General features: G+C 73.1%; 11 protein-coding genes and 1 pseudogene. 7 read left to right on the top strand and 5 right to left on the bottom strand.

Annotation, left to right across the window (positions count from 1 at the left end; genetic code table 11):
• Positions 1–415 (bottom strand): helix-turn-helix domain-containing protein (locus ND747_RS04365; protein WP_251731979.1); only part of this gene is annotated, 415 nt, incomplete at its 3' end.
• Positions 416–541: 126 nt separating this feature from the next.
• Between ND747_RS04365 and modA the strand changes: the two genes are divergently transcribed.
• Positions 542–1369 (top strand): molybdate ABC transporter substrate-binding protein, encoded by an 828-nt coding sequence (gene modA, locus ND747_RS04360; RefSeq protein ID WP_251731978.1) that lies wholly within the window; start codon positions 542–544, stop codon positions 1367–1369.
• An 86-nt stretch (positions 1370–1455) separates the two neighbouring features.
• Here the strand turns inward: modA and ND747_RS04355 are convergent, their stop codons facing one another.
• Positions 1456–1782: a helix-turn-helix domain-containing protein gene (locus tag ND747_RS04355; protein ID WP_251731977.1), complete on the bottom strand. Its 327-nt coding sequence runs from the start codon at positions 1780–1782 to the stop codon at positions 1456–1458.
• A gap of 197 nt (positions 1783–1979) precedes the next feature.
• On the opposite strand from ND747_RS04355, the gene ND747_RS04350 reads away from it, so the two are divergent.
• Positions 1980–2771, top strand: coding sequence for an NAD(P)-dependent oxidoreductase (locus ND747_RS04350; protein ID WP_251731975.1), 792 nt, complete (start codon positions 1980–1982; stop codon positions 2769–2771).
• Positions 2772–3837: 1066 nt separating this feature from the next.
• Positions 3838–5319: an acyltransferase gene (locus ND747_RS04345; protein WP_251731973.1), complete on the top strand. Its 1482-nt coding sequence runs from the start codon at positions 3838–3840 to the stop codon at positions 5317–5319.
• Between the two features lie 2 nt (positions 5320–5321).
• On the opposite strand, the gene ND747_RS04340 is transcribed toward ND747_RS04345, so the two are convergent.
• Both ND747_RS04340 and ND747_RS04335 read right to left on the bottom strand, forming a co-directional pair.
• Positions 5322–5768, bottom strand: coding sequence for a hypothetical protein (locus ND747_RS04340; RefSeq protein ID WP_251731971.1), 447 nt, complete (start codon positions 5766–5768; stop codon positions 5322–5324).
• Positions 5765–5965, bottom strand: coding sequence for an RCC1 domain-containing protein (locus ND747_RS04335; RefSeq protein WP_251731969.1), 201 nt, complete (start codon positions 5963–5965; stop codon positions 5765–5767). Before ND747_RS04335 ends, ND747_RS04340 begins: the two co-directional genes overlap by 4 nt.
• 9 nt (positions 5966–5974) lie before the next feature.
• On the opposite strand from ND747_RS04335, the pseudogene ND747_RS04330 reads away from it, so the two are divergent.
• Positions 5975–6244, top strand: a pseudogene (locus ND747_RS04330) (VOC family protein); the annotation flags it as partial.
• 602 nt (positions 6245–6846) lie between these two features.
• Here the strand turns inward: ND747_RS04330 and ND747_RS04325 are convergent.
• Complete coding sequence (locus ND747_RS04325) at positions 6847–7347, bottom strand: DUF1772 domain-containing protein (protein ID WP_251731965.1); 501 nt, start codon at positions 7345–7347, stop codon at positions 6847–6849.
• Positions 7348–7519: 172 nt separating this feature from the next.
• Here ND747_RS04325 and ND747_RS04320 point away from each other — a divergent pair, with 172 nt between their 5' ends.
• The 3 genes from ND747_RS04320 to ND747_RS04310 all read left to right on the top strand — a co-directional run bounded on the left by ND747_RS04320 (position 7520) and on the right by ND747_RS04310 (position 12211).
• The gene (locus ND747_RS04320) at positions 7520–8461 is read left to right on the top strand and encodes an AraC family transcriptional regulator (protein WP_251731963.1); all 942 of its coding nucleotides are present in this window, start codon (positions 7520–7522) and stop codon (positions 8459–8461) included.
• A 193-nt stretch (positions 8462–8654) separates the two neighbouring features.
• On the top strand, positions 8655–10430 hold the full coding sequence (locus ND747_RS04315) for an ABC transporter ATP-binding protein (protein WP_251731962.1): 1776 nt from the start codon (positions 8655–8657) through the stop codon (positions 10428–10430).
• Positions 10427–12211, top strand: coding sequence for an ABC transporter ATP-binding protein (locus tag ND747_RS04310; protein ID WP_251731960.1), 1785 nt, complete (start codon positions 10427–10429; stop codon positions 12209–12211). Before ND747_RS04315 ends, ND747_RS04310 begins: the two co-directional genes overlap by 4 nt.
• Positions 12212–12240: the final 29 nt, after the last annotated feature.

Here is a 12240-nt window from a genome sequence, read left to right as displayed (position 1 = left end):
GCCCCTGCTCGCCCGCCGGCACCGCCGGCAGGGCCGCGCCCAGCTCCAGCGCCTGGCGGGCACGCTCGCGGGCGGCCGGCGGATCGGCGGCAAGGAGCGTGTGCGCCTCGGCCACCAGAGCACCGAGCAGGGCGCTGTCGACCTGGGCCGGCGTGAGGTTGAGCCGGTAGCCCGCGCCGTCGTGCAGCACGGCGGCGGCACCGCAGGTCGCCCGGGTGCGGGAGACGACCACCTGCAGCCCCTTGGCGGCGTTGGCCAGCGGCTCGCCCCGCCAGATCAGCTCGACCAGCCGCTCGGCCCGCACCGGCCGCCCCGGCTCGGACGCGAGCGCCGCCAGCAGTGCCTGCGGCCGATCACCGACCACCGACATCCCCTCCCACCGCACCCCGGCGAGCAAGGTGAGGGTGACGGCCACGCCGATCAGTCTAGAGTCGGCCGCCCACACCAGGCGATCGCCCGTCACCCCCCGGGCTGAAGACCCAGCTCACATCACCAACCATGGGCCTTGCCGGGGGTTTGCCGGACTGGTATCTGATGGACGATGACGCCCCGGAAGGTCTCCCGTGCAGCGGCCTCGACGCTTGGGGCCTGCCTGGCGCTCGTGCTGGCGTTCGCCGGCTGTGGCTCGGGTGGGGCCGGGCAGGAGAACCTTTCGTCCGGCTCCGGGACTGCGCCGGCCTCGACGTCGGCACTGCCGGGGTCGCTGGTCGTCCTCGGCCCCGGGGGGCTCTCCGGGGTGCTTGCGCGGCTGGACGAGGCGTTTGCCGCGGCACATCCAGGTTCCACGGTGTCGCCGAACCTCGGCCGCTCGCCGGCGCAGGAGCTGCAGCTCCGGCAGGGCTTTCCGGCCGACGTGTTTCTCACCGTCGGCTCCGACTCGATGACCCGGGCGTCGCGGGACGGGCTGGTCGCCGGCGGGGCGACGGTGTTCGCCCGCAACCGGTTGCAGATCATCGTCGCCGCGGGTAATCCCCGGGGTGTCCACACCCTCGCCGATCTGGCGAAGCCCGGTCTGACCGTCGTCCTGCCGGACGAGTCGACTCCGGTCGGCGGCTGTGCGGCGCGGTCACTGGCGAAGGCCGGCGTGACAGTGCGGCCGGCGTCGAGGGAACCGGGGGGCGCCGAGGTCGCGGAGAAGGTGGCCACCGGCAACGCGGACGCGGGCCTCGTGTTCGGGACCGACGTGCGGGCGGCCGGCACCAGAGTCACCGGCGTCGACGTTGCGGATGCCGACCAGGTGCCCGCCGAGTACGTCGCAGCGGTGCTCCGGCGCGCGCAGCAGACCGACACCGCCCGGGCGTTCGTGTCGTTTCTGACGACTCCCGTCGCCCAGCAGCACCTTCGCCAGTTCGGTTTTCTCGCGCCCTGACGGACGGCGGGTCGGGACGATCGGACTGCGGTGGTGGCCAACCCAGGTGGTGGCCAACCCAGGTGGTGGCCAGGTCGCGGTGGCCGTCAGAGACTGGCGCCGTCGTAGCGTTCGCGGGCGGCGAGCAGGTCACCGAGGTTGTCCCGAGACCACAGGCGGGCGGCCTCGATGAGCTGCAACAGTGACTGGCCGAGCTCGGTTAGCCGGTACTCGACCCGGGGTGGGTTCTCGTCGTGGCAGTGGCGGCTCACCAGGCCGTCACGTTCCATCGCGCGCAGCGTCTCGGTCAGTACCTTCGCGCTCACCGCTACCAGGATCTGGCGCAGCTCGGTGAACCGGCGCGGGCCGGCCTCGAGACACAGGACGATCATCGCCGTCCACTTCTCGCCGATGCGCAGGGGGAAGGCACTCATCGGGCACGCTGGGTCGAACGTCGGGGCGTTGGCCACGCTCTGCACCTGATCACGATAGCCGACGTTTTCCACCGGACTCATCGGCAAGGCGGTGGGGAGTCATCCTGCGCGGCCAGGCATTCTGGCCGATGCCGCGGCCGACCGCGTGGCCGGTCACCTTGCGGTAACCGGCAGGTCGTCGCCTACCTTGGCGCGCCATGGAACCCATCACCACGGAAAGTCCCATCACCACGGAAAGTCCTGCCTTCGACGGGCTGCGGGTGGCCGTGCTCGGGGCCGGTGGTCGCGCGGGGCGCGCCGTCAGCGCGGAGTTCGTCCGGCGTGGCCATGCCGTCCTCGGCGTGGTCCGGAACGTAGATCGGCATGCCGACCTGCGTGCGGCCGGCGTCGAGCTGGCGCCGGCCGACGCCACCCGCGAAGCCGAGCTGATCGACGTGCTGGCCACCGCCGACGTGATCGTCGTCGCGGTCACCCCCTTCACCGCCCCGCCACCCACCTTCGACGGCTTCGACGAGGCCTACTACGAACATGTCGTGCACGCGGTCGTGGCTGCCGCGCGGCCGTCCCCGCCGGTCCGGCTGTTGACGATCGGACTGTTCGCCACCCTGCCCCTGGCCGACGGTCGGCTGGTGCTGGACGACGCCGAGCTGTTCCCACCGCCGCTGCTGCCGTTCGCCCGCGCGCACGCCCGCGTCCTGCCGGCGCTGGAACGCCACGCCGGCGCACTCGACTGGCTTGTCCTCACCCCACCCGCCGGCCTGGCGCTCGCCGAACCGGCGTCGGGCGAACCGGCGTCGGGCGAACCGGCGTCGGGCGAACCGGTACCCGGTGGCGGCGTGGCGGCGAACAGCCCTGCGCTCGTCGTGCCGCCGGTCGAACGGGCCCGGGCCACCGGCACGCTCAGCTACGACGACCTGGCGCGGGCCGCCGCGGACCAGGCGGAGACCCCGACCCTCCACCGCACCCAGGTCGCCGTGCTGCCAGCCTGACCGCCCTGGAGCCGTCCACCCCGATGTTGGGGTCTTGTCCGTGCTCCGGCGGGCCTCCTACCGCGTACGTCGGCCGTGGCAACCCCACGATCCGCGGGTCCGGCCCGACCGGTGGCCCTGGCTCGTCGAGATGTAGATATGTCACACGTTCCGCGCGGACATGTCGGAGAGTGACCGCCCTGGGGACCGGCGGACGTCCCGCCAGAACACCCTCATGCCCATCCGCCCCCAACACCCGCCGACCGATACCCTCCGCGCCACCCGCACCACTTCCTGCGACGAAAACGGCTCCGTCGCGGGTAACCGAAAGCCATGATCCGTTCTTGCCGAGGCTTGGTGAAGGATCGGCGGGCCGGAATCTTCACTCCGCCTCGGCAGGAATCCGTGGCTTTGCGGAATGGTCGCCGTCCAAGGCGGACACGGAGGCACGGGCGCACGGGCGCACGGGCGTGTGAGACGAGGGTTGACCAGAACGCCGTCCATTCCGACCACGACGACCCTGCTGGCTTGCGCATGCGACGTGCTGGCTTGCGCATGCGACGTGGCACCGTCCCTCAACCATGGTCACTTTCTGTGATGCTGTTTTTGGGCTCCGCGGGTGTGGAGGGTGCACATGGGTCGTTGTGGGGGTGCTCGTGTCCGATATGACCCCACGAGGACCCGTGTAGCGCGATCTTGCTGGGGGCCGGTCGCGGGGCGTGGTGGTGACGGGGGCGTGGTGGTGACAGGGGTGGGTTGCTGTCTGTGCGGGTGAGGCGCGTTCTGGCTGCGGAGAGTAAATGGGTTGGCGACCGGGTTCGCGGCGGCGGAGGACTGCTCCCCCGTTCGGGGTGGACCAGCGGGGGTGCCCTGACCGGCGCTCGGCCCCGCGGGTAGGGCCGACGTCGGCGTGCCCGCAGGCCCGGCGGGATGCACGGATCTCCCGCACGGATGCCCCTCGGTGGACTCGGTGTGGCGGTGTGCGCGCACAGGCCGGTCAGGACTGACAGGTGACTAAAAGGTTGGCGGGATAGGCAGGAGCGCAGGACGAAGGGCAGGCGGATCGACAGACACGAGGGGAGCGTGGATGACGCGGCACAGGAACGACCGACCGCAGGTGCGCCGCGGCGGACGCAACCCCGCGCTGGACGGCGTGCGGGGACTCGCGGTACTGGCCGTGCTGGTCTTCCACATGGACTCGCTGCGCGGCGGCCATCTCGGCGTCGACGTCTTCTTCGTGCTCAGTGGATTTCTCATCACCGGGCAGCTGCTCGCCGAACAGGACCGGACCGGACGGGTCTCGTTCACCCGGTTCTACCTGCGCCGCGCCTACCGGCTGCTGCCCGCGTTCCTGCTGCTCATCGCGGTCGCCGCGACGGCCGTACTGGTGCTGGGCATCAGCACGGCAGCCGAACGCTCCTCGTTTCGGGGCAGCCTCGCCTCGTCGCTGCTGTACGTGAACAACTACGTCCAGGTGGGGTCGCAGTCCACCGGGGCGGGCTGGCTCGGCCACACCTGGTCGCTGTCGCTGGAGGAGCAGTTCTACCTGCTCTGGCCGCTGCTGCTGGTCCTCGCGTGCCGCTGGGGTCAGCTCGCCCGGCGGCTGCCGGCAGCGCTGCTCGCCGGGGCGGTCGCCGTGCTGGTGTGGCGCGACCTGCTGATCGCCCACGGTGCGACCGGCCGGCGGATGTACTTCGCCCTCGACACCCGGGCCGACGCGCTGCTCGTCGGCTGCGCGCTGGCCGCCTGGCTGCGGGTGGCCCGGGCCGGTGTGGACGGCGAGGGCGCCGCGGGTCTGGTGTGGCGGCGCCGTGTCGACCGGGTCCGGGCCGCCCTGCCGGTCGTCGGCCCGGTGGCGCTCGCGCTGCTGGCGGTGGGGGCACTGAAGGTGCCGGCCGACTGGGGGCCGCATCCGGCCCTGCTGTCCCACGGTGGCTACACCGTCGTCGCGCTCGTCGCCGGTGCACTTGTGCTCGCCCTGGAGCTGGGGTCCACCTCGAGCTGGCTGTTCCGCGGCCTGGCCGCCGCCCCGCTGGCCTGGCTCGGCCGGATCTCCTACGGCTTCTACCTGTGGCACTTCCCGGTCGTCGCCCACTGGGGCCCGGATCTCGCCGACGCGCTCGGCCGGTGGCCGGCGATCGTCCTGGTCGCCCTGATCTCCGTGGCCCTGGCCTCGGCCTCCTACTACCTGCTCGAACTCCCCATCCAGCGTCACCGCCCCGCCGACGCCCGCCCGCGGGTTCGCCCCGCAGCTGTCCAGCCCCGTCCCGCCGACGTCGGAGTCCGTCCTGGCGCGGAGCGGGTTCGTCCTGGCGCGGAGCGGGTTCGTCCTGGCGGGGAACGGGTTCGTCCTGGCGGCCCCCGGCTCCGCCCCGCCAGGTCGGCCGGCGTTTCCCCGGCCGCCGTGGTGATCGCTCCTCCTGCCTTCACCGTCACTGCTGCTGCCCTCGCCGGTGCGGGTGTCGGTGCTGGTGTCGGCATTCCGGCCGCGCGCACGGTTGCCGTGCTGGCGTCCGACGGGCACCAGGGGCGCTACGCCTGGAGTACGCAGGAGCGCCAGGCTTCCTAGGGTCACCTTGCAGGTAAGGGCTGGACGATCGCGTACGCCGAGGAGCCGCCGGCCGCGACGTCCTGTAGGTTTGCCGCCCCGGGGACCTGCCGAGGCCGGAACACCTTCGCTGGCCCGTGGGCGGGTGGCTGACCGATCCCGAGCTGCCCGTGGGCGTTGCTGCCCCAGGCCCAGATCGCGCGGTTGCCATAGGCCCCCGGTGTGGGGACCGTCCTGGCGCAGCGCGTAACCGGCCTCCCGCCGGCGGCTGTCGCCGTGACGGCGGTCAGGTCGGGCACCGGTCTGGCCACCCGGCCGTCCGCCGGGGAACCGTTGCCGAGCTGACCCAGGTCACCCCGGCCCCAGGCGGCCACGGTGTCGTCGCCCAGCAGCGCATAGGCGAAGTCCCCGCCGCCGGCGATCGTGCGGACCGTGGACAGCGGGGTCCGAGACCGTCCGACCACGGTCACGGGGGTCGTCCGGTTCGTGTGGCTGCCGTCGCCGAGCTGGCCGTGCCAGTTCGCGCCCAGGCCCGCACGGTGCCGTCGGTGCGTAGCGCGTAGCCGGCCCATCGGCCGCCGCTGATCGCGGTGACGCCGGTCAGCCCGGCCACGCGGACCGGGGTTGAGGCGTCCGTGGTGGTGCCGTCGCCGAGCTGCCCGTACACGTTGTTCCCCGCGACGACGCCGGCATGAGCGTCGTGTTCCTGCGCGGTGGCCTGCCAACCCTGCCGGACGACCAGCGTGACGATCACGCGAGCGGATTCATCCTCGCCTTTGTGGTCGATGATCTGGCGGGGGAGCTCGCCCGGCTACAGGCCGAGGATGTGCCGATCACGATGCCGCTGGCCGAGGAGGCATGGGGCGAGCGGGCGTTCCAGGTACGCGACCCGAACGGCGTCATCACCCAGCTCGCCGACTGGTCAGGTGCGGGCGCCCACGGCTAGGCCGTTTCTCGTCGGCTCCCAACCACCCCTGCCATCTACACACCGCCACTATTAGGCACCGTGGGTGCATGTCGCGGCTGTATCGCCGCCACGTTCGGGGGCATCCCACAGACCGTGGTCGTTCAGCCCGGCTATCACCGTGCCCAGCGACCGCTCTTCGGGTCCCGACCGGCCGGCACCTTGATCCACGAAAACCTGCCCATCCCAACCCTGGACGGGAGGGGGCCCGTCGACCCGACGGGCAGCGGCATACCCGGGACGACCACATCGCCGAGGAGTTCGGCGCCAGCGCCGATCCTGCCGAGGCTTGGTGACGGATCCGGGGCCTCGTGTCTTCACCAGGCCTCGGCAAGACGTGATCAAGGCCTCGGCGCGAGGCGACCAGCGTGGCTTCGACGGTCCACCGGAGGCGGAGGCGCGACCGCGTGACATCTTGAACCAGCCTTCGATGCCGAGGTGCGACCCAAGCCGCAAGGATCTTCGTGTCACTTCGTGCCGCGTCCAGTACCTAATGTCACACCGTCAATTCGGCACTCGTGACCGGGACCGGGGCCGGGAGTGGGAGTGGGAGTGGGAGCGTGACCGAGAGCGGCGCCGACCGTTCAGGGGCGGGTGCGGCCGTGCAGGACCAGGGCCCAGGTCAGGCAGGCGAAGGCCGCGGTGGAACCGGCGGTGCGGACCAGGTTCCAGCGGACCCAGGTCGTCTCGAACGCGGCCCGTGCGGCGGCGAGGTCGGTGGGTCCACCGGGCTGGCCGACGTGCGAGAGGTCGTTGTTGAGTGGCACGTTGACCGCGCCGGTGGTGACGATCGTCAGGCCGTACAGGACGAACCCGGCGGCGATCCAGCCCAGCGTCGCGCGGTGGCCGCTGCCGAGCTGGGCCACCCCCGCAAGGCCAGTGAGCAGCAGTGCGCCGATGAAGGCGAGGAAGAACCAGCCGTTGAGAATCGCGTCGTTGATCGAGCGCATCGTGGCGACGAAGGTCCGGTCGTCGGTGTGGCGCAGGCCCGGCATCACCGAGCAGGAGTAGGCGAAGTACAGCCCGGCCATCAGGCCCACGGCGACGGTGGCACCGACCAGCGAGGCGTGGCGCAACAGGTCCATCGACGATCTCGACCTTTCCGCAGGACGGGGCGTACCGACAACGGGCGTGGGGCGGTACTGCCCGGTGGTGTTCGTCATGAGGACCAGTCAAGGTCAACGCGTGGGGATGCTCCATGGCCGAGACGCTCGGATGCATGTTCGGGCGTCCAGATCGGGCGTTATCCTCGCGGCTGTGGACGCGATCGTCGGGCTGCTGGACGGGCCGCGGGCGAACCGGGCGTTCCTGCTGCGCTCGATCCTGACCCCGCCCTGGTCGCTGCGGATCCAGGACCGGGCGCCGCTGTCGATCGCGGCGATGGTCCGCGGCGAGGCGTGGGTGCTCGCCGACGACGGGACGCGTACCCGGCTCGCGGCCGGCGATGTCGTGGTGCTGCGCGGACCCGAGCCGTACACCGTCGCCGACGATCCGGCGACCCCGCCCAGCATCGTGATCCATCCCGACCAGCACTGCACCGATCTGGCCGGCAACAGCCTCGCCGCGGCGATGGACCTCGGCGTGCGTACCTGGGGCGACAGCCTTTCCGGCCCGACGGTCATGCTCACCGGCACCTACCTGCTCGAGGGGGAGGTGAGCCAGCGGCTGCTGCGCGCGCTGCCCCCGCAGGTGGTGGTGCGCCGAGACGGCTGGGACTCGCCGCTGGTCGGGCTGCTCGCCCAGGAGATCACCCGGGACGAGCCCGGGCAGGAGGCGGTGCTCGACCGGCTGCTCGACCTGTTGCTGATCGCCGTGCTGCGGGTCTGGTTCGCCCGGGCCGGCCAGGCCGCACCCGCCTGGTACCGGGCGCATGACGATCCGGTGGTGGGCTCGGCGCTGCGCTATCTGCAGAGCCATCCGGAACATCCGTGGACGGTCGCGAGTCTCGCCGCCAAGGTCGGGGTGTCCCGGGCGACGCTGGCCCGGCGCTTCACCGAGCTCGTCGGCGAATCGCCGATGGCGTTCCTGACCGGCTGGCGCCTCGACCTCGCCGCCGACCTGCTGCGCGAACCCACGGCAACGGTGGACGCGGTCGCCCGCAAGGTCGGCTACGGCAGCGGCTTCGCCCTGTCCGCCGCCTTCCGTCGCGTCCGTGGCACCAGCCCCCGCGACCACCGCCTCGCCCCGGCCGCCCGCTGACGTCCGCTGCGGTCCGCTGACCGGCTCGCCGCCGGCCGTCCACCGATCGGCTCGTCCTGGCCGCCTGGCCGCCTGGCCGCCTGGCCGCCTGGCGACCGGCTCCGCGGACGAACCATGACCTTAGGAGTTAGGTTAGCCTAACCTATTCATCGGTCCGGTTTGGGAGAGGGGACGGCATGGGCGAGGGTTTGGGATGGCGATAGACGTCGCGGACCTGCGTCCGGGGCAGGAGCTGGCCGCGCTGCGGCGGCCGGTGCGGACCCGGATCACGGTGGCCGCGGTGCTGCAGGCGCTGGCCGCGGTGCTGGCGGTGACCCCGGCGGTCGTGTTGGTGGAGATCGCCCGGCGGCTGCTGGACGGCGGGGGCACCGGTGGTACCGGCGGCGGCGGCGGTGGCCGGCCGGTGTGGGGGCTTGCCTGGCTGGCCGTCGGCCTGCTGTTCGCCCGGCTCGTGCTGTACGCCGTGGCCGGCCTGCTCAGCCATCTCGCCGACGCCGACCTCGCCCATCTGCTGCGCCGGCGCCTCACCGGGCAGCTCGGCGCGCTGCCGCTGAGCTGGTTCGCCGGTGGGGTGTCCGGGCAGGTGCGTTCGGTCGTGCAGGACGACGTGGCCACCCTGCACCATGCGATCGCCCACGCCCGGGCGGATCTCGCGGCGGCGATCGCCGGGCCGGTGGTCGTCGTCGGCTACCTGCTGTGGGTCGACTGGCCGTTGGCGCTGGTCACGATGGGCCTGGTGGCACTGGCCCAGGCCATCCGGATGTGGCTGGCCGTGCGCGCGGGCGACCAGCGGGCGCGGATGGCCGCGGCGAGCACCGAACTGGGCGCGGCGGTGCTGGAGACCGTGCGCGGCATCGCCGAGCTGAAGGCCTTCGCCCGCGACGGGCACGCCCCGCGGTTTCGCGCCGCGGCCGCCGCCTACGTTGACGCCGACGAGCAGGCTCAGCGGATCTTCCTGCGCCCGCGTGGGGTGGCCCGGGCGACGGTGGCGCCGTCCACCGTGGTGTTCGTGGTGACCGGGCTCGGGGTGGCGCTGGTCGGCGCCGGCTGGTCCGACCCGGTTGACCTGGTCGCCTTCGCCCTGCTCGGCGTGGGCCTGTTCGAACAGCTCACCCCGATCTACCTGGCGCAGGACCTGCGTGAATCCGCCCGGGACGCGGCCGGGCGGATCACCGCGCTGCTGCGCGAGCCGCCGCAGCCCGCCGTCGAACCCGACCGGGCCCGCACCCCGGGCACCCCGCTGACCGTCGACCTCGACGACGTCCACTTCGGTTATCCGGACGGCCACGCCGTCCTGCACGGGGTGAGCGCGACGCTGGCCCCGGGCACGGTGACGGCGCTGGTCGGGCCGTCGGGTGCCGGCAAGTCGACGCTGGCGATGCTGCTGGCCCGCTTCGCCGACGTCACCGGCGGCGCCATCCGCCTCGGCGGGGTCGACCTGCGCGAGCTCACCCGCGACGAGCTCTACCGCCGCGTCGCCTTCCTGCTGCAGGACTCGGTGCTGCTGGAACGCTCGATCCGGGACAACGTCGCGCTCGCCGTCCCGGCGGCCGGCGACGACGCCGTACACGCCGCCGCCCGGGCCGCCGCGATCGACGAGCGCATCCGCGCCCTGCCACGCGGCTACGACTCGGTCGTCGGCGTGGACGCACACCTGTCCGGCGGGGAGGCACAGCGGGTCGCGATCGCCCGCACGCTGCTCGCCGACACCCCGATCATCCTGCTCGACGAGGCCACCGCCTTCGCCGATCCCGACTCCGAGGCCCAGATCCAGGACGCGCTGGCCGCCCTCGCCGTCGGACGCACCCTGCTCGTCATCGCCCACCGGCTCTACACGATCACCGAGGTGGATCAGATTCTCGTCCTCGACAACGGCCGGGTGGTCGAGCAGGGCCGCCACGCCGACCTGCTGGCCGCCGGCGGACGCTACGCCGCGCTGTGGGCCGCCCAGCAGGGGGGCCGGCGATGAGGGGCGCGCTGCGCGGGCTGGTGCCCGCGGATCAGCGGGCGCCGCTGCGCCGCTATCTGGTGGCGATCGGCGGGTACGCCGTCGCCGAGGGAGTGGCGTTCGGGGTGCTCGCCCCGCTGCTGACCGCGTTGCTGCGCGGGCACACCGCCACCGCCGGACGCTGGGTGATCCCGATGGCCGTGGCGGCGGTCGTCGGCTGGTGGGCGCACTACTACCTGGGCTCGCGGGCACTGCGGCTGTCCACCGCCTGGCGGCGCGATCTGTACACCCGGCTCGGCGACACACTCCTGACCCTGCCCCTGGGCTGGTTCGACGCCGGCGGCGCCGGGGTCGTCCCGCAGCTGGTCACCGCCGACGTGGCCCGGGTGGCGAACATCGTCTTTCTCGCCCAGGCGCTGCTCGGGGCGATTCTGACCCCGGCGACCGTCGCGGTGTTCCTGTTCGCCTACGACTGGCGGATCGGGTTCGCCGCCCTGGCCGCCATCCCCCTGGTGCTCGTCGCGCTCACCCTCGCGCGACGTCTGACCGCCCGCGCCGAGGCCCTCGAGCACGCCGCGACGACGGATGCCGGCACCCGGCTGGTCGAGTTCGCCGGTGCCCAGCCGACCCTGCGCGCCGCCGGCCAGAGCGCCGCCGGGCGCGCCGAGCTGGACCGGGCCCTGACCGCCCAGCACCGCTCGGCCCGCCGCCAGATCGTCGCCGCACTGCCCGGTGAGTACCTGGGGGAGCTCGGCCTGCAGCTGGCGTTCACCGCCCTGCTGTTCACCGGGGTCGCCCTGACCACCCACGACGCGCTCGGCCCGGAGCGGATGATCGCGCTGGTCGTCCTCGGCATCAGCCTGCTGCGCCCGCTGGACGCCCTGGTCGGACTCGGCGCGGCCCTGCGGGGCACCGAGTCGTCCGCCGCCCGCATCGACGGCCTGCTCACCGTCGCCCCACTGCCCGAACCACCCCCGGACGCCGCCGTCAGCCGGATCACCCATGCCGGGGTCGACCTCGTCGACGTCCACTTCGCCTACCCCGACGGACCCGAGGTGCTGCGCGGGCTGACCCTGTCGATTCCCGCCGGGCGGACCACGGCACTCGTCGGCGTCTCCGGCGGCGGCAAGACCACGGTCACCAGGCTCATCGCCCGCTTCCACGACGTCGCCTCCGGATCGGTGCGCGTCGGCGGCGTCGACGTCCGCGAGCTGCCCGGCGCCACGCTGCTGCGCCACCTCGCGTTCGTCTTCCAGGACGTCTACCTCTTCGACGGCACCGTCGAGGACAACATCCGCTTCGGCAACCCCGACGCCACCGACGCCCAGGTCCGCGACGCCGCCCGCCGGGCCAGGGTCGACACCGTCGTCGCCCGGCTGCCGAACGGCTGGGCCGCCCGCGTGGGCGAGGGCGGCCGGCTGCTCTCCGGCGGGGAACGCCAGCGGGTCGCCATCGCCCGCGCCCTGTGCCGGGACGCGCCGATCGTGCTGCTCGACGAGGCCACCGCGTCCCTCGACCCGGAGAACGAGGCCGCGGTGCACGAGGCCCTGGCGGAACTCGCCGCCGAGCGGACGGTGCTGGTCATCGCGCACCGGCTGAACACGGTCGTGCGGGCCGACCAGATCGCGGTGCTGGCCGACGGGCGGGTCGTCGAATCCGGATCCCACGCCGAGCTGCTCGCCCGGGACGGCCGTTACGCCGCGTTCTGGCGCGAACGTGACCGGGCCGGCGGCTGGCGTCTGCGCGCCGACAACCCCCAGGTCAGCCCCGAACCGGGGGAGGAGGAACCGGCCCTTGGGTGAGCAGTGGAAAGCCCGCTCCGGACGGAGTG

This window comes from Frankia sp. R82 (assembly GCF_023716925.1).
GTDB lineage: Bacteria > Actinomycetota > Actinomycetes > Frankiales > Frankiaceae > Frankia.
This window is presented reverse-complemented; position numbering and strand designations above follow the sequence as displayed.